This window comes from Burkholderia sp. AU19243, from assembly GCF_018148075.1.
GTDB lineage: Bacteria > Pseudomonadota > Gammaproteobacteria > Burkholderiales > Burkholderiaceae > Burkholderia > Burkholderia latens_A.
Genome location: NZ_JAGSTV010000001.1, coordinates 326557 through 348184, shown reverse-complemented (window position 1 = coordinate 348184; position 21628 = coordinate 326557). Strand labels below are relative to the sequence as shown.

Here is a 21628-nt window from a genome sequence, read left to right as displayed (position 1 = left end):
GGCCGGCTCCGTGGCCGACAGCTCGCCTCTCTTGACTCGACTCGCGTCCACCATGCCACACGCCCTGATTGTCGAAGACGATCCCAACAGTCTGTCCGGCCTGACCGCGCTGCTCGCTGCAGACGGCTTCTCCGTCGACACGGCCACGTCGCTCGCCGAGGCGCGCACGGCGCTCGGCCGCTCGATTCCCGACGTCGTCCTCGTCGACCTGAACCTGCCGGACGGCAGCGGGTTCGACCTGCTCCAGCATCTGCCGCAGCAGCAGCCGAACGGTTCGCTGCCGGTAATCGTGCTGACGGGCAACGCGACGGTCGAGAGCGCGATCGAAGGCCTGCGCCACGGCATCTGGGACTACCTGTTGAAGCCGATCAACATTCCGCGCCTGCGCAGCCTGCTGGCCCGGATTCCTCGGCCGTACGAACTGATCGACGAAGTCCAGACGCTGCGCGCGTCGCTGCGCCATCTCGGCCGCTTCGGCGCGCTGGTCGGCCGAAGCGAGGCGATGCAGCACGTGTACGACATGATCGAGCACAACGCGCGCACCGAAACGGCCGTGCTGTTCTCGGGCGAAGCCGGCACCGGCAAGAAACTGGCCGCGCGCACGCTGCACGACCTGAGCCGGCGCCGTAAAGGGCCGTTCGTGTCGTTCGACTGCCGGACGCTCGCGCAGGCCGGCCGTCACGGCGCCTCCCTCGACAGCGTGCTGTTCGGCCATGAGCGCGGCGCGTTCGACGGCGCGGAGCGCCGCGAATCCGGCCTGTTCGAACAGGCCGGCGGCGGCACGCTGTTTCTCGACGAAATCACCGCACTGCCGCTCGTGTTGCAGGAAGCGTTGCTGCATGCGCTCGACTCGCAGAACTTCATGCGCATCGGCGGCACCAGTTCGATCGCGAGCGACTTCCGGCTGATCGCGGCGACGCGCCGCCCGGCCCGCGAGGCGGTCGCAAACGGCACGCTGCGGGAGGATCTGTGGCTGCGCCTCGATGCGGCATCGATTACGATGCCGCCGCTGCGCGAACGCGACGGCGATGCGCTCGCGATCGCGGACGCGTTGATCGACGAACTGAACCGTGAAGCGCGCGCGACCGGCCGCAGCACCACCGACAAACGCGCGGCGCCTGGCTTCGTGCGCGAATGCTTGACGTACGAATGGCCCGGCAACGTGCGCGAACTTCAGGAGCGCGTGCGCTTCGCGTATGACGCGTCCGGCGATTTCATCGAGACGCTCCGTGCCGGCGAAGCAAGCTTCGCGGCCGGTGCCGCGCTGAACGGCAGCAGCGTGCAGATCAAGGTCGGCACGCCGCTGTCCGACGTCGAGGATCTGTTGATTCGCGCAACGCTCGACGCGGTCGGCGGCACGCGCCATCGCGCAGCGACGCTGCTCGGCATCAGCCCGAAGACGCTGTATAACAAGCTGCAGCGGATGAAGGTCAACTGACCGGCCGGCGCTCGTTGCGGGCGCTGTCGACGACCGACCGTTAGTTGCGCGATAGACTGCCAGCCTCTCGCACTCCCATGAAAAAGCCGCGCAAAAGCGCGGCTTTTCGTTTCCGGCGACTGTTTCGCCGACTGGAACGACGCGACGTTACGCCGCCCTACCGGTTCACGCGAGCGCGCTGCTCAACAGCGCCTGCGCGCTCACATACTCGGGCTGCTCGATCAGCTTGTCCCACTTGAGCGCCTTGCCGCGCGCGCGCATCCGCTTGATGCGCCGCACCGACTCGGGCGACGCCTGCGCATTCAGTTCGTTCAGCACGACCTCCGCCGCGTCCGGCTGGTTGCATACGAGCACCATGTCGCAACCGGCGGCAAGCGCCGCATCGGCCGCCTGCGTGAGTGTGCCGCCTTCGCGCGCCGCTTCCATCGACAGGTCGTCGCTGAAGATCGCGCCGGTAAAGCCCAATCGACCGCGCAAGATGTCCTGCAGCCACACGCGCGAGAAGCCGGCCGGCCGCTTGTCGACCTGCGTGTAGATCACGTGAGCGGGAATCACCGCGGACAGCGAAAGTCCGAGCCAGTCGTACGGTGCGACGTCCTGGTCGAGGATCGCATCGAGCGGCCGGTCGTCGGTCGGCAGCGCGACGTGCGAGTCAGCCTCCGCGAAACCGTGCCCGGGGAAATGCTTGCCGCAGTTGGCCATGCCGGCGAGCGACAGCCCGTGGTTCAGGCTTTTCGCGAGCAGCGTGACGACACGCGGGTCGCGATGGAACGCACGATCGCCGATCACCTTCGAGTGCCCGTAGTCGAGATCGAGCACCGGCGTGAAGCTCATGTCGAATCCGCACGCACGCAATTCGGCGGCCAGAATATAGCCGACCGCGGTCGCGACCTTGGTCGCGAGCAGCACGTCGCGATCCCACAGCTCGCCCAGCCGGCGCATTGCCGGCAGCACGGTGAAACCGTCGGTGCGGAACCGCTGCACGCGACCGCCTTCGTGATCGACCGCGATCAGGATGTCGTCGCGCACCGCGCGGATCGAATCGGTCAGCGCGATCAGTTGCGCGCGGTCCTGGAAATGCCGCGCGAACAGGATCACGCCGCCGGTGTTCGGATGCGCAAGGCGCCGCGCATCGTCGCGCGACAGCGTCGTGCCCACGACGTCGAGCATGACCGGGCCGGGAGTCGTTTTCATCGAATCGGGAAGTCTGTCAGGGAATGGTTCAAGGAACGAGTGGAGGCGGTGCCGGCGGCGCGGCATCGGTTTCGGCGATCACGAACGACACCGCGTAGTCGCGTTCGTCGCTGACCGTCACGCGTGCGGTAATGCCGCGCGCGGCGAGCCAGCCGGCCAGTTCGCCGGACGCGACGACGTACGGCTCACCGCTGCGCTGATTGAGGGTCTGCAGTGCGCGCCACGTCATCGGCCAGTGCATGCCGAGACCGATCGCCTTCGAGAACGCTTCCTTCGCGGAGAAGCGGGTCGCGAGAAACGCGATGCCGCGTGCCTCGGAGCGCGCGCGGCGCGCGTGGAACACGCGCAGCTCGTCCGGGCCGAGCACCTTCTCGGCGAACCGGCCGCCCGTGCGCTCGAGAACGGCAGCGATGCGGCTCACCTGAACGACGTCGGTGCCGATACCGTAGATCGCCATGTCAGTTCCTGCGGCGATGAACGGGCGATACCGGCTCGCGATCGATCGGCGTGCGCGCGCGACGCATCGTCATCGAACTCCGCCGTGCAGCGCGGCGACGCGAGCGGCGACCATGATCGCCTTCATCTCGCGCACCGCGTTGTCCCAGCCCGCGAAGATCGCATGCGCGACGATCGCGTGGCCGATGTTCAGTTCGACGATGCCGTCGATCGCGGCGATCTGCTGCACGTTCGTGTAATGCAGACCGTGACCGGCGTTGACCTTCAGCCCAAGTTGCGCGCCGGCCTGCACGCCGGCGACGATGCGTTCGTATTCGCGCTGCTGCTCGGCTTCGTCGTGCGCATCGGCGTAGCGGCCGGTATGCAGTTCGACCACCGGCGCACCCGCTTCGTGTGCGGCGCGGATCTGCGTTTCGTCGGGATCGATGAACAGCGACACGCGCACACCGGCGTCGGCAAGCTGCTTGCATGCGGCGCGCACGGCCTCGAAGCGGCCCGCGACGTCGAGGCCGCCTTCGGTCGTCAGTTCCTCCCGCTTCTCGGGCACGAGGCACGCGTCGTGCGGACGCACGTCGCATGCGATGTCGAGCATCTCGGCCGTCACCGCGCATTCGAGGTTCATTCGAGTCTTCAACAGCGGACGCAGCTTGCGCACGTCTGCGTCGACGATGTGACGACGGTCCTCGCGCAAGTGCAGCGTGATCGCGTCCGCGCCGGCCTCTTCGGCCGCGAGCGCCGCTCGGATCGGATCGGGATAGCGCGTGCCGCGCGCGTTGCGCAGCGTCGCGACGTGGTCGATGTTCACGCCGAGGTCAATGACGGTGGGCGTTGTCAGGAAAAAGCTCATAGATTTTGCAGGTCGATCAGGATCTGACGCGTGGCAAGCGGCGTGCCGCCGAGATAGGTGTTCAGCAGGAAGCGCATGAGCGTCTTGCTTTGCGCGACCGTCTGGGCTCGATGGTAATCGTCCTGCTCCATGTCGAGCAACGTCTGTCCGGTAATCACCGGCCAATGCGACGGCACGTCGTCGTCCGCGTTGCGCACGCCGCGCTCGGGATCGAACACGTAGCTCCGATCGGGTTCGACCGCGCGGCGTGCGACCGTTCGTGTCAGCGCCATCGCGTAGCCGGTCTCGCGCAGCAGCACGCGCTCGAACGAGCGCAGCACCTGCACCGCCGGTTCGCCGTGCGCAAGGCGCGTGAGCGTCAGCACGTAATGATTGAAGAGCGGCGGCTGCGGATCCTCGCGCGCGCAGAATTTCACCAGCAGCTCGTTCGCGTAGAAGCCGCACAACAGCCCGTCGCCGCCGAGCGGCAGCATCCCGCCGACCCATTCGGCGCCCGTCAGCGTGCGCACCTCGGATTTGCCCGACCACGACAGCAGCAGCGGCTGGAACGTCTGCAGCACACCGCGCAGCGCGGAGTGCGGGCGCTTTGCGCCTTTCGCGACGAGCGCGAGGCGGCCGTGATCGCGCGTGAGCACGTCGATGATCAGGCTGGTTTCGCGGTACGGATAGCTGTGCAGCACGAACGCCGGCTGCTCGGTCACGCGGAAATCGGACGTGCGAGACGTCGCGCGCCGCGCCTTGCGACGCGGCGGTTCGGGCGGTGCCGGCAGCGGCGCGTCGTTCGCGCCGGCCGTCACCGCGTCTTCGGTCGACGTCAGCGCGTCATTCGTACCCATAGGCGCGCAGCCCCGCCTCGTTGTCGGCCCAGCCGCTCTTCACCTTCACGAAGGTCTCGAGATACACGGGGCCGTCGAACAGCTTTTCCATGTCCATCCGCGCTTCGGTGCTGATCTGCTTGAGCTTCTCGCCTTTCTTGCCGATCACCATCGCCTTGTGCGAATCGCGCTCGACGAGAATCGTCGCGAAGATGCGCTTCAGGCGCCCTTCCTCTTCGAACTTGTCGATCAGCACGGTGCTCGTGTACGGCAATTCGTCGCCGGTCCAGCGGAACACCTTCTCCCGCAGGATTTCGGCCGCAAGAAAGCGCGAGCTGCGATCGGTCAGCTCGTCCTCGCCGTAGATCGGCTCGCCTTCCGGCAGATATGGCTTGATCGTGTCGAGCAGGCGCTTGATGTCTTCCGGACGCTGCGCGGACAGCGGCACGAGTTCGGTGAACTCGCGCAGTCCGCTCATCTGCTGCATGAACGGGAACAACGATGCCTTGTCGGCCACACGGTCGATCTTGTTCGCGATCAGCAGCGTCGGCATGCCGGGCGGAATCAGGTCGAGGACCTTCTGGTCGTCCGGCCCGAAGCGGCCCGCCTCGATCACGAACAGGATCACGTCGACCGACGTGAGCGTCGACGTGACCGCGCGATTCAGCGAGCGGTTCAGCGCGGTGCTGTGGCGGGTCTGGAAGCCCGGCGTGTCGACGAACACGAATTGCGCGTCGTCGAACGTATTGATGCCGGTGATGCGATGGCGGGTCGTCTGCGCCTTGCGCGACGTGATGCTGATCTTCTGGCCGACAAGTGCGTTCATCAACGTCGACTTGCCGACGTTGGGACGGCCCACGATCGCGATCATGCCGCAGCGGAAACCGGTAGGAGCGGGAGTGTTCATATCGTTTGGGAGACAGGTTCGGAACCGGCCGCGCGGCGCGCGGCGCGATCGATGGGCAATTCAGTGGCCGGCATCGGCCGCACGCGCCTGGGCGGCAGCGAGGCTCGCACCGCCGGCCGGCGTCTCGGTGTCGGACGTCGCGGCATCGCGCGCGCGCGGAGCGGGCCGCGCCGCGACGTCGGAACCCGAAGCCGGCTTGTCGGCCGGCGTCGCGGCGGGGTCGGCCGGCGAAGCCGCCGACTTGTCGCCGGCGCGGGGACCTTCCGCGGGCTTGTCGGCGCGTTCGGACGGCTTGTCCACGGCGCGCGGGCCCGCCTCGTTGCGATCGGACGTCTTCTCCGGCGGTTTCTCGGACGGCTTGTCCGCAGGTTTGTCGGCCGACTGCTTTGCGGGCCGGTCGGCCTTGTCCGCGCCCGTTTCCACGTGCGCGGCGCGAATCGCCGCCATGGGAGCCTGCGCCGGCCGCTCGGCCGGCTCAGCACCGGCGCCGGACGCTGCGGCCGCTGCCTTCGCATCGCGCGCCGCCGCACGCTCCTTTCGTTCCGGAGAACGAAGGTCGAGCGCTTCCTGTACGCCCTTCACGCCGGGCACGATTTCAGGCTCCGCATGCTTCGATCCGCGCGCGTTTTTCGAACGCTTCGGTTTCGCCGCAAGCATCGGCGCAGCCGCCAGCACCTCGTCGAGCGCCTTCTTCGCGGCCGCCTGCTCCGCCGCACGGCGGCTCGCGCCGGAACCCGACACCTTCACGTCGAGCTTCGGCACCGTGCATTCGACCTCGAACTGCTGATTGTGCGCCGCACCATGCGTCGCGACGACCGTATAGGTCGGCAGCGCGATCTTGTGCCCCTGCAGGTATTCCTGCAGCAGCGTCTTCGCGTCCTTGCCAAGCGTGCGCGGATCGATGTGGTCGAGAATCGGGATATAGAGACGCTTGATGACCCCTTGGGCGGCTTCGAAGCCGCCATCGAGGAACACGGCCCCGATGATGGCTTCGAACGCGTCCGCGAGGATCGACGGGCGGCGGAAACCGCCGCTGCGCAGCTCGCCCTCGCCCAGCCGCAACCCTTCGGAAATATTCAGGGCCTGAGCGATTTCGTACAGGGACTGCTGCTTCACGAGGTTGGCGCGCACGCGCGACAGATCGCCTTCGTCCAGCTTGCCGAAACGCTGGAACAAAAGGGCCGCCACCGCGCAATTCAGAACGGAGTCGCCGAGAAACTCGAGCCGTTCGTTGTGCGTGGCGCTGTGACTGCGATGGGTCAAAGCCTGGCGCAACAATTCCGCATTGCGAAATTCGTAGCGCAGCCGGCTTTCCAACTGGGATAGGGGCATGTGCAGGAGTATAACGCGGGCGCCGGTCGGGCCGAAACGGCACGGCCGGACGCGAAAAGGCGTGACGAGACGGTGTTACCGCCGGTTCTTAAAGTAGTTCGGCAATACGCGACGCGGCCCGTGCGTCGCGTATTGCATGCGAGTCGAACGCGATCAGTTGAAGGAACCGATGCGCTTGAGATCGCCGAAGTTCATCCAGATGAAGAACGCGCGGCCGACGATGTTGTTGTCCGGCACGAAACCCCAGTAGCGGCTGTCCGCGCTGTTGTCGCGGTTGTCGCCCATCATGAAGTAGTGCCCGGGCGGCACCTTGCAGATCACGCCGCGGCTGTTGTACGTGCAGTTGTCGCGATACGGATAGTCGTAGGCGCCCATCACGAACGGCGGCACGGCCGGATTGTTGAGGATCGCGTTCTTCTTCGTACCGATCGTTTCCTCGAACTGCTTCGCGTAATTCTGGCGCTCGTCGTCGAAGTAGTCGGGCAGCGGCGTTTCAGGCACCGGCTGGCCGTTGATCGTCAGCTGCTTGTCCTGGTAGGCAACCGTGTCGCCCGGCAGGCCGATCACGCGCTTGATGTAGTCGACCGACTCGTCCTTCGGATAACGGAACACGACGACGTCGCCGCGCGACAGCGGGCTGCCCTGCGTGATCTTCGTGTTCGTGACCGGCAGGCGCAGCCCGTATTCGAACTTGTTGACGAGGATGAAGTCGCCGACGAGCAGCGTCGGCACCATCGAGCCGGACGGGATCTTGAACGGTTCGACGATGAACGAACGCACGACGAACACAGCGAGGATCACCGGGAAGAAGCTCGCGGTGTACTCGAGCCACCAGGGCTGGCGCAGCTTTTCGTCACGCAGCTTCGAACGCGTCTGCGCCGCGTTTTCGTCCGCGAATCGCTTGTCGATGCGCGATTGCTGCCGATCGAACTCCTCGATCGCCGAGTCGGCCGCCTTGCGACGCCGCGGCAGGAACACCAGTTTGTCCAACACCCACGCTACGCCCGTCACGACGACGAGCACAAAAAGAATCAGCGCAAAATTCATAAAAGGATCAGTCCTGTTATTTGTCTTCGACGCGCAAGATCGCGAGGAACGCCTCCTGCGGGATCTCGACCGAACCCACCTGCTTCATGCGTTTCTTACCTTCTTTCTGCTTCTCGAGCAGTTTCTTCTTTCGCGTGATGTCGCCGCCGTAGCACTTCGCGAGCACGTTCTTGCGCAGTGCCTTGATGTTCTCGCGCGCGACGATGTGCGCGCCGATCGCGGCCTGGATCGCAACGTCGTACATCTGGCGAGGGATGATCTCGCGCATCTTCGCGGCCACTTCACGGCCGCGATACTGCGACTGCGACCGGTGCACGATGATCGACAGCGCGTCGACCTTGTCGCCGTTGATCAGCATGTCGACCTTAACGACGTCCGACGTGCGGTATTCCTTGAACTCGTAGTCCATCGACGCGTAGCCGCGCGACACCGACTTCAGGCGATCGAAGAAGTCGAGCACGATTTCGGCCATCGGGATTTCGTACGTGAGCTGCACCTGGCGTCCGTGGTACTGCATGTTGATCTGCGAGCCGCGCTTCTGCTCGCACAGCGTGATCACCGAGCCGACGTAGTCCTGCGGCATGTACAGGTTCACGGTGACGATCGGTTCGCGAATCTCTGCGATGCGCGCCGGCTCGGGCATCTTCGCCGGGTTCTCGACCATGATCGTCGAGCCGTCGCTCTGCACCACCTCATAGACGACCGTCGGTGCGGTCGTGATGAGGTCCATGTCGAATTCGCGCTCGAGCCGCTCCTGCACGATTTCCATGTGCAACAGCCCGAGGAAGCCGCAACGGAAACCGAAGCCGAGCGCCTGCGACACTTCCGGCTCGTACTGGAGCGACGCATCGTTGAGCTTCAGCTTCTCGAGCGATTCGCGCAGCGCGTCGTACTGGTTCGCCTCGACCGGATAGAGGCCGGCGAACACCTGCGGCTTCACTTCCTTGAAGCCCGGCAGCGGTTCGGTCGCGGCCTTCGTCGCGTGCGTGACGGTGTCGCCGACCTTCGCGGCCGTCAGTTCCTTGATGCCGGCGATGATGAAGCCCACCTGCCCCGCCGACAGCGATTCGAGATTGCGCGACTTTGGCGTGAATACGCCGATATGCTCGACCGGATACTGCGCGCCGGTGGCCATCATCTTGATCTTGTCCTTCGGACGCAGCGTGCCGTTGACGATGCGCACGAGCATCACGACGCCGACGTAGTTGTCGAACCACGAGTCGATGATCAGCGCCTGCAGCGGCGCGGCCGGATCGCCCTTCGGCGGGGGCACCTTCGCGATCAGCGCCTCGAGCACGTCTTCGACGCCGAGCCCCGTCTTCGCGCTGCAGCGCGTCGCGTCGGTCGCGTCGATGCCGATCACGTCCTCGATTTCCTCGATCGCGTTCTCGGGGTTCGCGGCCGGCAGGTCGATCTTGTTCAGCACCGGCACGACTTCAACGCCCAGTTCGATCGCGGTGTAGCAGTTCGCGACCGTCTGCGCCTCGACGCCCTGGCTCGCATCGACGACCAGCAGCGCACCTTCGCACGCGGACAGCGAACGGCTCACTTCGTACGAGAAGTCGACGTGCCCCGGCGTATCGATCAGGTTCAGGTTGTAGACCTTGCCGTCGCGGGCGCGATAGGACAGTGCGGCTGTCTGCGCCTTGATCGTGATGCCGCGCTCGCGTTCGATGTCCATCGAATCGAGCACCTGCGCTTCCATTTCACGGTCGGCGAGCCCGCCGCATACCTGGATGATGCGATCCGCGAGCGTCGACTTGCCATGGTCGATGTGCGCGATGATCGAGAAATTGCGAATATGATCCATTCAGTGCCGATCAAGCGAAAAAGGCGCGCTCGACGACTGCGGAGCACGCCTTGTAAGTCGGTGAAAAAACGGCCTATTTTAGCCGAAAAGGCCTGTGCCGGGCGGTAATTTGGGACGACCGGTTAGAGACGCCCGGTCAGCGCCACATCCGAAGCATCAGGCCGGCCAAGCCCATCCCCGCGCCCCGATGGGGCACGATCGATCGGCGCCAGACAAGGTTCAACGCCGGGCCGCGAGCGCGCCGCGCACTTTCGCGTCGTCGAAACGATGACGACACACTTCCGCGCCGTCCAGCAATAACACCGGCACGTCCTCGTCATAGCGGGCGACGAGCGCCGGATCGGCATCGATGTCGACGTAGTCGACCGCGACGCCGAACTCGGCCGCCACCGGCGCCAGTGCATCGCGCATGTCGTCGCACAGATGGCACCAGCCGCGGCCGTAGAGTGTGAACATCGGCGCGTTACTTCTGCGTCGGGCGCGGACGCACCGGCACGAACTGCGTGTTGTCGCCGCGCCGCACGAGCACCGCGACGGCCTTCTGCGGATCGAGCTGCGACGTCACGTCGGCGAACTGCTTCGCGCTCGTGATGTCCGTGTCGCCGACGCGCAGCACGATATCGCCGCGCTGCAGCCCCGCACGCACGGCCGGACCGTCGACACCGTCGATCTGCACGCCGTTCTTCAGCTTCAGCGACTTCATCTGCTCCGCCGGAATGTCACTGACCGTCAGGCCGAGCGAATTGGCCTGACGCGGCTTTTGCGGCACGTTCTTGCGCTGCGCTGTCTTCGCGGTCGTGTCCGTCGGCGTCTCGGCGATCGTGATCGGCAGATCGCGCGCCTGACCCTTGCGCCACACGCTGACGGTCGCCTTCGTGCCCGGCTTCGTGTCGCCGACCATGCGCGGCAGATCCGACGCGGCATCGACCGGGCGGCCGTTGAATTTCAGGATGATGTCGCCCGGCTGGATGCCAGCCTTGTCGGCCGGCCCGCCCGGTTCGACGCTGCTGACGAGCGCGCCTTCCGCCTTCGGCAGCCCGATCGAGTCGGCCACGTCCTTCGTCACCTCGCCGATCGCCACCGCGATGCGGCCGCGCGTGACCTTGCCCGTCGCCTTCAGCTGGTCGGCCACGCGCATCGCCTCGTCGATCGGGATCGCGAATGAAATGCCCATGAATCCGCCGGTGCGGCTGTAGATCTGCGAATTGATGCCGATCACCTCGCCTTGCATGTTGATCAGCGGGCCGCCGGAATTGCCCGGGTTCACCGCGACGTCGGTCTGGATGAACGGCAGGTAGTCGCCGGTATTGCGGCTCTTCGAGCTGACGATGCCGGCCGTCACGGTGTTGTCGAGGCCGAACGGCGAGCCGATTGCGACGACCCACTCGCCCACCCGCACCTTGTTCGAATCGCCGATCGCGACAACCGGCAGGTTCGACGCCTGGATCTTGACGACGGCCACGTCCGTGCGGTCGTCGACGCCGATCAGCTTCGCCTTGAACTCGCGCTTGTCGGTCAGCGTCACGTAGATGGTGTCCGCATCGTCGACGACGTGCGCATTCGTCATCACGTAACCGTCCGCCGACACGATGAAGCCGGAACCGACGCCGCGGTTCTGCTCGGTGTCGGGCCCGTTATCGGGCGCCGGCGCGTTTTTCGGACTCCCGTTGCCGCCACCGTTGCCCGGCGCCTGCGGCAGCGGGATGCCGAAGAAGCGCCGGAAGAATTCCGACATGTCGCCGTTGTCGAAGCCCGGCGGCAGCGCGCCGCGCGGGCCGGGCACCGGCACGTTCGCGGTGGTCCGGATATTCACGACCGCGGGCCCGACCTTTTCAACCAGGTCGGCGAAATCGGGAAGGCTGGCAGCGGGAGGCGTGACAGCGGCCGCGGTTTGCGGGACGAGCGGCAGGCAGGCACACAGCGCCGCCGCCGCGAGCACTTTACGCAGCGTGAGTTTCGTCATGTCGGAAGCCGTAGCGTTACTTGGAAGCCTTGTATTCTATGGCAGACGCGAACTGCTGCAACGTGGCCGGCGGCACTTCGCCGAGTACGGTGATCCAGTAGTCGCCGCGACGCTTCACGAGAACGTGGGTCGCACCGGTGCTGCCCGCGCCTTCCTTGCGCGTATTCTTTTCGGCCGGTTCGATGAACACCGAAATTGTTGCGAGACCATCGGTGAAGACGGCCTGGTCGACCGGAATCGGCGGATCGCCGGCGTCGCGCGCGGCCATCGGCCGGCGCACCTCGCGAATCTTCCGGAAGCCGGCGATCGTCGGTGCAATCTGCCACCCCTGCGCCTCCATGTCGACCGTCGCGACCGGCGGGCGGACGACCGTCCAGCCGCTCAGATTACGGATCCCGGCCGCGATCGCGGACTTGTCGCCGGTGGAACCGCCCGTCTGCAGTTGCGAGAACGCGACCTGCTCGAGCACGTGATCGTTCGCGTCGAGCGTCTGCGATCGCAGCAGAAGCCCGGTGCGGGCATCGGCCCACAGCTTGTACGTGAAGCGGTACGCATCCTTGGGAACGAGCTCGACGACCTGCGCGTCGATCCCCGCGACGCGATCCTTGCCGAGCAGCTTCGCGTCATAGACGGACATCACGTGCTCGCCGCCCGCGCCGAGCAGCGCGGGAAACGAATCGCGCGTCTGGCGGCGTTCGACCACGCAGAGTTTGCGCTCGGGCACGAACGTGTACAGCTCGTCGTTGTGCCGCAGTACCTTGCGCGGCTTGCCGTCGAGCGATTCGATCCGCTCGAACTCGCCGTCGCGGGATGCCACGTGCGCGATGCGCGACGACTGTACGTACGCGCCGCGCTGGTAGACGAACGTGCCCTCGTAGCTTTGCTGTTGCGCGGCCTGCTGGATACGGTCGAGCCACTCCGCCGCACCCTTGCGGGTCGCGACGGGATCGTCCGGTTGCTGGGCGCTGGCTGGGAGGGATTGAACGGACAACAGGGCGGCTGCGCAAAGCAGGAGGGCCGGCAGCCGCTTCCATCCGGAGATGGCGTGATTCAACTGCAATGTCCGCATCGGGTTTATTGGCCTGGCGTGGTGGTCACGGCAGCGCGGATCAGCGGCATCGAACCCGTGACGACGGGCTGCTGCGCGAATTGCTGGTGCGCTTCGAGGTATTGGTCGAGACTCGCGTCGCGGATGATGTTGACGTCCTGCAGGCCCGGCTGAGCCGATGCCTGCGCAACCGTCAAGCGCTGCAGGCCGCCATTCTGCGGCGCGCCTGCCGACGCAACCTGGACGGCGCCAGGCGAACCAGCCGTTTGCATCTGCGGGACGACGATCCAGGTCAGCGTGGCGGCCGCGGCGGCCACCGCGAATGCGGGCACGACACGGCGGCGCAGCGACAGCAGCTTGCGGGCGACCGGCGCTGCAGCCGGCGCGAGCAGGTGCGGCTCGCTTTCGAGCGCGGCCGACATGCGTGCGGTGAACGCGGCGCTGGTTGCCGGCGACAGCGCGAGCTCGTCGGAGCGCAGCGCATCGCCGATCAGGTGGTAATGGGCCCACGCAGCGCGATCCGCGCGGTCGAGCTCAGCCAGAAACTGCCCGTGATCCGGGCCGTCGAACAGTTCACCGTCGACCAGAGCGGAAAGGCGCTCGCCGCGCGAGCACGCTTGCGACTGCGTATTGACCGACCCCATGATGCTCCCCATCTTGCACACACCCCGTCGTGATTCCACGACTCTATCCGTAACTAGACCCCGACCCGCGTCGTTGCGCCCATCGCGCTTACCAGCGCTTGCCTTCGGGCGTATCGAGCAGCGGACGCAATTTCGCCGCGATCGCCTCGCGCGCACGGAAGATTCGCGACCGGACCGTCCCGATCGGACAATCCATCATTTCCGCGATCTCTTCGTAGCTCAGGCCTTCGATCTCGCGCAGCGTGATTGCCTGGCGCAGTTCTTCGGGCAACAGAGCCATCGCAGCGTTGACCGTCTCGGCAATCTGCTTGCTCATCAACATCGACTCAGGCGTGTTGATATCCCTTAGTTGGTCTGCGTCGGAGAAAGTTTCAGCTTCCTCGGCATCGGCCTCGGTCGAGGTCGGCGCCCGGCGGCCCTGCGTCGCAAGGTAGTTCTTCGCCGTATTGACGGCAATCCGGTACAACCACGTGTAGAACGCCGACTCGCCGCGAAATTGCGGCAGCGCACGATACGCCTTGATGAACGCGTCCTGGGCCACATCCTCGACCTCGGCGGGATCCCGCACGAGGCGCGAGATCAGCCGAATGATCTTGCGGTGGTATTTGGAGACCAGGAGTTCGAACGCTGCCTTGTCGCCCTTCTGTACGCGCTCGACCAGAGCCTGATCGATTTCTTTTTCACTCACCTGACAAATCCGTTAACTAGGGATGCAACGCGGAGCGTTATTGTAGCGTTCCGGCGCTGGCCGCTGGTTACGGTCCGTAACCGCGCCGCCATCACGCCCGCCCTGCTGCGCCGGCGGTACGCGCCAGCACCGACAGCGCGCTGAACGACGCGGCGTCGAGCGCATCGGCCGGAATCAGCAGCGGCCGCGCTGGCCGGGCACCCTGCCCGACCGACAGCACGAGCAGCAGGCTGCTCCAGTGCGCATGGCCTGTTACGCGACCGCGGGCCAGCAGGCACCCGGTGCGACCAAACGCCGCAATCTCCCCGAACGCATCGATCTGCAGCTCGGCAGGCAGGCGGCGCGCACAAGCCCGTGCGGCGCACACAGCCAGCAGCGCGGCCGTGGCCGCGGACACGCACGCGCCGGCAACCGCGCCGGCCCGCGGCGCCCAGAACAGGTACGCGGAAGCGGCGGCGGCCGCGACGAATACGGCCAGCACGAAATACAACACGGCCGAGGTCCGCAACGCAAAGCGCTGCGGACGCCCGGCCGGAGCATCGAATGGACTCGTCAAGCGATTGCTGCGTCAGACGCGCTTGAACACCAGCGTGCCGTTGGTACCGCCGAAGCCGAAGTTGTTCTTCACGGCCACGTCGATCTTCATGTCACGCGCGGTGTTCGCGCAGTAATCGAGATCGCACTCGGGGTCCTGGTTGAAGATGTTGATGGTCGGCGGCGACACGTTGTTGTGCAGCGCGAGCACCGTGAACACCGACTCGAGGCCGCCCGCGCCACCCAGCAGGTGGCCCGTCATCGACTTCGTCGAGTTCACGACGATCTTGTACGCATGCTCGCCGAACGCCGCCTTCACCGCGTCCGACTCGTTCTTGTCGCCGAGCGGCGTCGACGTACCGTGCGCGTTCAGGTACTGGACTTCATCCGGGTTCACGCCGGCGTCGCGCAGCGCCGCGACCATGCAGCGGCGCGGGCCATCCATGTTCGGCGCGGTCATGTGGTACGCATCGCCCGTCATGCCGAAGCCGGAGACTTCCGCATAGATCTTCGCGCCACGCGCCTTCGCCGCTTCGTACTCCTCGAGCACCATCACGCCCGCACCCTCGCCCAGCACGAAACCGTCGCGGTCCTTGTCCCACGGACGGGACGCGGTGGCCGGATCGTCGTTGCGGGTCGACAGCGCACGTGCAGCCGCGAAGCCGCCAATGCCGAGCGGCGACACAGTCGATTCGGCACCACCGGCGACCATCACGTCGGCGTCGCCGGCCTGGATCAGGCGCGCGGCGAGGCCGATGCTGTGCAGACCGGTCGTGCAGGCTGTGACGGCGGCGAGGTTCGGGCCCTTCAGGCCGAACATGATGCTCAGGTGGCCCGAGATCATGTTGATGATCGAACCCGGCACGAAGAACGGCGAAATCCGGCGTGCGCCGCGATCGACGTACGTCTGGTGCGTGTCTTCGATCATCGGCAGGCCGCCGATGCCGGAGCCGACCAGCACGCCGATTCGTTCAGCATTGGCTTCGTTCACTTCGAGACCGCTGTCCCGGATGGCCTGGACGCCGGCTGCGATGCCGTAATGGATGAACGTATCCATGTTGCGGGCTTCCTTCGCCGGAATGTATTCCTCGGCGCTGAAACCCTTCACCTCACCCGCGAAATGGCAAGCGAGGTTCGACGGATCGAACTTCGTGACGGTGGCGATGCCGGACTTGCCGGCGAGGAGATTGGCCCAGCCGTCGGCAACATTATTGCCAACAGGCGAAATCAGCCCCAGGCCTGTAACGACAACACGACGGCGGCTCACGGTAACCTCTTTTCCATTGGATGACAAAAGCAAAAGCCACAGTGGCCACAGGAACCAGCCCTGCGAGCCCTGTGGCTGTTAGTCCGTCCGGCGCGGTTGCCGGCAGGATGGCGCGTCAAACGCGAAGATCGCGGCGACGTGGCAGTCAAGCGCGAAGGCGCTTACGCCTTGACGTTCGCGCGAGCGTAGTCGATCGCTTGCTGAACCGTCGTGATCTTCTCTGCTTCTTCGTCCGGGATTTCCATGCCGAACTCGTCTTCCAGAGCCATCACCAGTTCGACGGTGTCGAGCGAGTCGGCGCCCAGGTCGTTCACGAACGAAGCTTCGTTCTTGATCTCGGCTTCGGCGACGCCCAGTTGTTCGGCGACGATCTTCTTGACACGTTGTTCGATGTTGTCCATTACCCCTCCGAGGGAAAGTTCAGATTTACAAGTGCGCGCATTTTATCAGGTTTGCTGACGCCAAAACGCGCGTTGGCTTGATGGTCGATCAAGCGCCGTTCCGCCTGAAAAACCGGATACGGCGCGGATGGTAAACGAAAACCGTTACGACATGTACATGCCGCCGTTCACGTGCAGCGTCGTGCCGGTGATGTAACCGGCCTGCGGCGATGCGAGGAACGCGACGGCATGGGCGATGTCTTCCGGGCTGCCGAGGCGGCCGAGCGGAATCTGGGTCTTGAGCGCGGCCTGCTGTTCTTCCGGCAGCGTCTTGGTCATGTCGGTATCGATGAAGCCCGGCGCGACGCAGTTCACCGTGATGCCACGGCTGCCGATCTCCCGCGCGAGCGCGCGGGTCATGCCGGCCACGCCGGCCTTCGCGGCCGCGTAGTTGGCCTGGCCCGGATTGCCGGCCGAGCCGACCACCGACGTGATGTTGATGATGCGGCCGCCGCGGGCCTTCATCATCGGGCGCAGCACCGCGCGCGACAGGCGGAACACCGACTTCAGGTTGGTGTCGATCACCGCGTCCCAGTCCTCGTCCTTCATCCGCATCGCAAGCTGGTCCTGCGTGATACCCGCGTTGTTGACCAGCACGTTGAGCGCGCCGAATTCCTTCACGGTCGCGTCGATCAGCGCCTCGGCAGCCGCCGCGTCGTTGACGTTCAGCACCGCGCCGCGGCCCGTCACGCCCGCTTCCGCGAACCCGGCGGTGATCGCGGCAGCGCCCGATTCGCTCGTCGCCGTGCCGATCACCGTCGCGCCGAGACGCGCGAGTTCGAGCGCGATCGCCCGGCCGATGCCGCGCGATGCGCCGGTCACGATCGCAACCTGTTTATCGAGAGTCTTTTCCATGAATCGATTATCCGTCTCTTGAGGAAAGGCGCCGCGTCAGGCGGTCGCGAGCTTCAGCGCTTCGTCGAGCGAAGCCGGATCGAACACCGAGGCGCCCACCAGGTTGCCGTCGATGCGTTTCGTCAGGCCTGCCAGCACCTTGCCCGGGCCGCATTCGATCACGTGCGTGACGCCCGCACCCGCGATGTGCTGCACGCATTCGACCCAGCGCACCGGTCCGGCGGCCTGGCGCACCAGCGCGTCCTTGATCGCGGCCGGATCGCTGACCACGGCGACGTCGATGTTGTTCACGACCGGAATCTGCGGCGCCTTCACGTCGACGTTCGCGAGATAGTCGCGCAGTTGATCCGACGCCGGTTTGAGCAGCGACGAGTGGAACGGCGCCGACACCGGCAGCGGCAACGCGCGCTTCGCGCCCTTCGCCTTCGCGATTTCGCACGCCTTCTCGACGGCAGCCTTCGCGCCCGCGATCACGACCTGCGCCGGCGCGTTGAAGTTCACGGCTTCGACGACGCCCGCTTCTGCGGCTTCGGTGCATACCGCACGCACCGTGTCGTCATCGAGCCCCAGGATCGCGGCCATGCCGCCCTGCCCGACCGGCACGGCCGTCTGCATCGCCTGTGCGCGGAAACGCACGAGCGGCACCGCGTCCTTGAACGCGATCGCGCCCGCGGCGACCAGCGCCGTGTACTCGCCGAGGCTGTGCCCCGCGACGATCGACGGCGCCGGGCCGCCGGCCTGCTGCCACGCGCGATAGCACGCGTACGCGGCCGTCAGCATCACGGGCTGCGTGTTGGTGGTCAGATTCAGCTCTTCGGCCGGACCTTCGGCGATCAGCTTGCCGATATCCTGATTGAGTGCATCGGATGCTTCCTGGAGCGTCTCGCGCACGACGGCCAGGTCGGCGAAGGCGTTGAGCATGCCGACCGACTGCGAGCCCTGCCCCGGAAATACGAATGCAAATTTCATATCGTCCCCAATTGAATCGATTCGGACGGCGCGCGCGAACGGCGCGCCGGTTCGAGATCCGCGCGCAGCCATTGCGCGCCGCGGATCAGAAGCGGAAGACCGACGCGCCCCAGGTGAAGCCGCCGCCGACACCTTCGATCAGCACGTGCTGACCGCGCTGGATGCGGCCGTCGCGCACCGCGGCGTCGAGCGCCAGCGGGATCGATGCAGCCGACGTGTTGCCGTGCTGATCGACCGTCACGACCATGCGCTCCTGCGACAAGCCGAGCTTGCGGCAGGTGCTGGTCATGATGCGGATGTTCGCCTGGTGCGGAATCAGCCAGTCGATCTGCTCAGGGGCGAGATTCGCCTTCGCGAGCGCCTCGATCGCGACCTTTTCGAGCACGTTGACCGCGAGCTTGAATACCGCCTGCCCGTCCATGTGCAGGAACGCGCTGCCGTCGATCACGCCGCGATTGACGTTGCCCGGCGTGCAGAGGATGTTCGAGTAGCTGCCGTCCGCATGCAGCGCGCTGCCGAGCACGCCCGGCTCTTCCGACGCGGACAGGACCACGGCGCCCGCGCCGTCGCCGAACAGCACGCAGGTGGTGCGGTCCTTGAAATCGAGAATGCGCGAGAACGTCTCCGCGCCGACGATCAACGCCGTGCGGTGCTGGCCGCTGCGGATGAAGCTGTCGGCCGTGGCCATCGCATACGCGAAGCCCGAGCATACGGCCTGCACGTCGAACGCGGCGCCGCCGTTCTTGATGCCCAGCTTGTTTTGCAGCAGGCATGCGGTGCTGGGGAACACGAAATCGGGGGTCGAAGTCGCGACGATGATCAGATCGATCGACTGCGGATCGATGTCGGCCGCCTCGATCGCCCGCCGCGACGCTTCGAGCGCGAGATCGCTGGTCGTGACGTCCGGCGCGGCGAAATGGCGCGCGTGGATGCCCGTGCGCGCAACGATCCATTCATCGCTCGTCTCGATGCCTTCCTTCGCGAGACGATCGGCAAGCTGCTGGTTCGTGACGCGGTCGGGCGGCAGATAGCTGCCCGTGCCGAGCACGCGGGAGTAGAGAGTCGATTGGGCCATTTATGCTTTAGAGGATTGCGCAGCGGAAGGTTCGGCGTGATGGCCTGCGGCCGGGCTCGCATGGCCCGCGCCGCCTGCGTCGTGTTCGCCGTCGCCGAGCGACACCGAATTGTCCGCCATCGCGCGCGTAAGGCGCTCCAGCACGCCGTTTTTGACGGCATCATACCCGCGTTTGATCGCCCACTCAAACGCGTACGCGTCGGCCGAACCGTGGCTCTTGATCACGAGGCTCTTCAGCCCCAGGAGCGCCGCACCGTTGTACTGGCGGTGGTCGACGCGCTTCTTGAAACGCATCAGCACCGGCAGCGCGAGCACCGCCATCAGCTTCGACATCAGCGAACGGCCGAACTCCTCGCGGATGATGTCGGACAGCATCTGCGCGAGCCCTTCGGACGTCTTCAGCGCGACGTTGCCGACGAAACCGTCGCAGACGATCACGTCCACCGTGCCCTTGTAGATGTCGTTGCCTTCGACGTTGCCGCGGAAATTCAGCGTGCTCGCGCGCAGCAGTTCGCCGGCACGTTTGATCGTCTCGTTGCCCTTGATGACTTCTTCGCCGATGTTCAGGAGACCGATCGTAGGACGCTCCTTGCCTTCGAGCGCGGCGACGAGCGCGTGCCCCATCTCTGCGAACTGCAGCAGGTGCTGCGGCTCGCAGTCGACGTTCGCGCCGAGGTCCAGCATCATCGTGTAGCCGGTCGGGTTCGGCAGCGCGAATGCAATCGCGGGCCGCTCGATGCCGGGCAGCGTCTTGAGCACGTATCGGGAGACGGCCATCAGCGCGCCGGTGTTGCCGGCGGAGATGCAGGCCTGCGCCGCGCCTTCCTTCACGTGGTTGAGCGCGACACGCATCGAAGAATCCTTCTTCTTGCGCAGCGCGACTTCGACAGGGTCGTCCATCGCCACGACTTCGGTGGCGGGCACGATGGTCAGCGCGGGATCGTCGAGGGCTTTCAGCTTTTTCAGCTGAGCGCGAATCGCGCTTTCGATGCCGACGAGCATCAGGTGCGCATCGGGATGCGCGCGGACGAACTTGACTGCCGCGGGAACGGTCACGGACGGGCCGTGGTCGCCTCCCATGCAATCGATTGTGAGCTTTACGGTCATGGAATGCGACGAATTTCAGGCACAAAAAAGCGGCAGTTGAATGCCGCCTTTTTGTTGAGCCAGGAAAGTGTCAAGCGAACCAGTTGTCACGCGAACGGCGAGCGTAGCGCGCAACGCGTGACTTGACGCTTAGTCGTTCTTCGTCTTGACGACTTTCTTGCCGCGATAGTAGCCGTTCGGGCTGACGTGGTGACGCAGGTGCACTTCACCCGTGCTCGGCTCGACTGCCAGCGGCGCTGCCGTCAGGAAATCGTGCGAACGATGCATGCCGCGCTTCGACGGCGACTTCTTGTTTTGCTGGACTGCCATGACTAACTCCTAAATAATTTTCCGGATTCTAACACAGCCCGATCCGGCGCTTAACTACCCTGGCCCAAAGCCCTACGCCTTCCCGCGCCACAACTGCTTAGTGTTTCTTGCTGCCGTCTCCGCCCTTCTTCAGCGCTTCCAGCGCTGCGAACGGATTCGGCCGTTTGCCTTCGTCCTCGTCTTCGGCGAACTCGTCGTCCGCGTCTTCCGAAGGACCGCTCGCGCCCGACACGAGACTTTCGTGAACTGCCGGGCAAACCTCGTGCTTGGGCACGAGCGGCAGCGAAAGCAGCAATTCCTCTTCGATCAAGTCGACGAGATCGAACTGGCGCGAGCCCACGATCACATCGGCTTCATCGTCGTCGAGCGGAAATTCTTCAGCTTCTTCTTCGGTCGCGACGATCCGGTACGTCATGTCGACGTCGAACGTCTGGTCGTACGGGGTCATGCAGCGCTGGCACGTAAGCCACGCGTGGCCGTGCACCGCGAGACGCAGATACGGCTGCTGCCCGTCGGAGCCGTCGTCCTGCAACTCCTTCTGGGTGAACCCTTCGGCCTGCCACGTGAAGACCGTGTCGCGATCGGGCGCGTCCGCCGGCACTTCGTTCAGCATGCGCGGCATCTGCGAAAGGCGCACCGCCCCCGCTGCCTGCCGCCCGCTGCGGGCAAATTCGAACAGGTCGACTGCGTGCGGATCAAGCGCTGCCGCAGGCTTGCCAGAAGAAGTGTTCATGTTGCGCTCCTGTCCACGGGCTGACTTGCGGGATCCGGCTTGCCGACGTCGCGCATTCGGCGCCGCCGTCGTTCGTGATCTGGGCCACGCACGATTGACGTAACTTTACTTCCGAAGACCCGGCAGGCGCCACCACAACGAAAGCCTGCC

At 65.6% G+C, this 21628-nt stretch carries 23 protein-coding genes; 1 reads left to right on the top strand and 22 read right to left on the bottom strand.

Features of this window, described 5'->3' with window-relative positions; translation table 11 throughout:
- Window positions 1–52: 52 nt before the first annotated feature.
- A complete protein-coding gene (locus KDW55_RS01700; RefSeq protein ID WP_040143772.1) occupies window positions 53–1438 on the top strand; it encodes a sigma-54 dependent transcriptional regulator in 1386 nt (461 codons plus the stop codon).
- A gap of 165 nt (window positions 1439–1603) precedes the next feature.
- Here KDW55_RS01700 and nagZ read toward each other — a convergent pair whose 3' ends face one another.
- The 22 genes from nagZ to KDW55_RS01590 all read right to left on the bottom strand — a co-directional run bounded on the left by nagZ (window position 1604) and on the right by KDW55_RS01590 (window position 21478).
- Window positions 1604–2632: a beta-N-acetylhexosaminidase gene (nagZ, locus tag KDW55_RS01695; RefSeq protein WP_040143771.1), complete on the bottom strand. Its 1029-nt coding sequence runs from the start codon at window positions 2630–2632 to the stop codon at window positions 1604–1606.
- 28 nt (window positions 2633–2660) lie between these two features.
- Window positions 2661–3089, bottom strand: coding sequence for a holo-ACP synthase (gene acpS, locus KDW55_RS01690; RefSeq protein WP_040143770.1), 429 nt, complete (start codon window positions 3087–3089; stop codon window positions 2661–2663).
- Window positions 3090–3158: 69 nt separating this feature from the next.
- Window positions 3159–3935, bottom strand: a complete 777-nt coding sequence (pdxJ, locus tag KDW55_RS01685) for a pyridoxine 5'-phosphate synthase (RefSeq protein WP_040143769.1) — start codon at window positions 3933–3935, stop codon at window positions 3159–3161.
- Window positions 3932–4771, bottom strand: coding sequence for a DNA repair protein RecO (gene recO / locus KDW55_RS01680; RefSeq protein WP_040143768.1), 840 nt, complete (start codon window positions 4769–4771; stop codon window positions 3932–3934). The genes pdxJ and recO overlap by 4 nt, the downstream gene beginning before the upstream one ends.
- On the bottom strand, window positions 4758–5657 hold the full coding sequence (era, locus tag KDW55_RS01675; RefSeq protein WP_040143767.1) for a GTPase Era: 900 nt from the start codon (window positions 5655–5657) through the stop codon (window positions 4758–4760). The genes recO and era overlap by 14 nt, the downstream gene beginning before the upstream one ends.
- 60 nt (window positions 5658–5717) lie before the next feature.
- A complete protein-coding gene (gene rnc / locus KDW55_RS01670; RefSeq protein ID WP_059543777.1) occupies window positions 5718–6989 on the bottom strand; it encodes a ribonuclease III in 1272 nt (423 codons plus the stop codon).
- Window positions 6990–7142: 153 nt separating this feature from the next.
- Complete coding sequence (gene lepB, locus KDW55_RS01665) at window positions 7143–8036, bottom strand: signal peptidase I (RefSeq protein WP_040143765.1); 894 nt, start codon at window positions 8034–8036, stop codon at window positions 7143–7145.
- A 16-nt stretch (window positions 8037–8052) separates the two neighbouring features.
- Complete coding sequence (lepA, locus tag KDW55_RS01660) at window positions 8053–9846, bottom strand: translation elongation factor 4 (protein ID WP_040143764.1); 1794 nt, start codon at window positions 9844–9846, stop codon at window positions 8053–8055.
- Window positions 9847–10065: 219 nt separating this feature from the next.
- Entirely contained in the window at window positions 10066–10302 is a 237-nt protein-coding gene (locus tag KDW55_RS01655) for a glutaredoxin family protein (protein WP_040143763.1), read from the bottom strand.
- A gap of 7 nt (window positions 10303–10309) precedes the next feature.
- The gene (locus KDW55_RS01650) at window positions 10310–11809 is read right to left on the bottom strand and encodes a DegQ family serine endoprotease (protein ID WP_209821548.1); all 1500 of its coding nucleotides are present in this window, start codon (window positions 11807–11809) and stop codon (window positions 10310–10312) included.
- 16 nt (window positions 11810–11825) lie between these two features.
- Complete coding sequence (locus KDW55_RS01645) at window positions 11826–12878, bottom strand: MucB/RseB C-terminal domain-containing protein (protein WP_059543781.1); 1053 nt, start codon at window positions 12876–12878, stop codon at window positions 11826–11828.
- Window positions 12879–12883: 5 nt separating this feature from the next.
- A complete protein-coding gene (locus KDW55_RS01640; RefSeq protein WP_209821725.1) occupies window positions 12884–13501 on the bottom strand; it encodes a sigma-E factor negative regulatory protein in 618 nt (205 codons plus the stop codon).
- A gap of 88 nt (window positions 13502–13589) precedes the next feature.
- Complete coding sequence (gene rpoE / locus KDW55_RS01635) at window positions 13590–14189, bottom strand: RNA polymerase sigma factor RpoE (protein WP_014897654.1); 600 nt, start codon at window positions 14187–14189, stop codon at window positions 13590–13592.
- 91 nt (window positions 14190–14280) lie between these two features.
- A complete protein-coding gene (locus tag KDW55_RS01630; protein WP_212159852.1) occupies window positions 14281–14745 on the bottom strand; it encodes a hypothetical protein in 465 nt (154 codons plus the stop codon).
- Between the two features lie 12 nt (window positions 14746–14757).
- Window positions 14758–15990 carry a beta-ketoacyl-ACP synthase II gene (gene fabF / locus KDW55_RS01625; protein ID WP_209821547.1) on the bottom strand — a complete coding sequence of 411 codons (1233 nt, stop codon included), beginning with the start codon at window positions 15988–15990 and terminating at the stop codon, window positions 14758–14760.
- Between the two features lie 161 nt (window positions 15991–16151).
- Entirely contained in the window at window positions 16152–16391 is a 240-nt protein-coding gene (acpP, locus tag KDW55_RS01620) for an acyl carrier protein (RefSeq protein WP_004197638.1), read from the bottom strand.
- 144 nt (window positions 16392–16535) lie between these two features.
- Window positions 16536–17285 (bottom strand): 3-oxoacyl-ACP reductase FabG, encoded by a 750-nt coding sequence (gene fabG / locus KDW55_RS01615; RefSeq protein WP_040143757.1) that lies wholly within the window; start codon window positions 17283–17285, stop codon window positions 16536–16538.
- A 36-nt stretch (window positions 17286–17321) separates the two neighbouring features.
- A complete protein-coding gene (gene fabD / locus KDW55_RS01610; protein WP_209821546.1) occupies window positions 17322–18254 on the bottom strand; it encodes an ACP S-malonyltransferase in 933 nt (310 codons plus the stop codon).
- 85 nt (window positions 18255–18339) lie between these two features.
- Window positions 18340–19329, bottom strand: a complete 990-nt coding sequence (locus KDW55_RS01605) for a beta-ketoacyl-ACP synthase III (RefSeq protein ID WP_212159851.1) — start codon at window positions 19327–19329, stop codon at window positions 18340–18342.
- Window positions 19330–20436: a phosphate acyltransferase PlsX gene (gene plsX, locus KDW55_RS01600; RefSeq protein ID WP_059543782.1), complete on the bottom strand. Its 1107-nt coding sequence runs from the start codon at window positions 20434–20436 to the stop codon at window positions 19330–19332.
- A gap of 129 nt (window positions 20437–20565) precedes the next feature.
- On the bottom strand, window positions 20566–20745 hold the full coding sequence (gene rpmF, locus KDW55_RS01595; protein ID WP_006051932.1) for a 50S ribosomal protein L32: 180 nt from the start codon (window positions 20743–20745) through the stop codon (window positions 20566–20568).
- Between the two features lie 97 nt (window positions 20746–20842).
- Window positions 20843–21478, bottom strand: a complete 636-nt coding sequence (locus KDW55_RS01590) for a DUF177 domain-containing protein (RefSeq protein WP_040143753.1) — start codon at window positions 21476–21478, stop codon at window positions 20843–20845.
- Window positions 21479–21628: the final 150 nt, after the last annotated feature.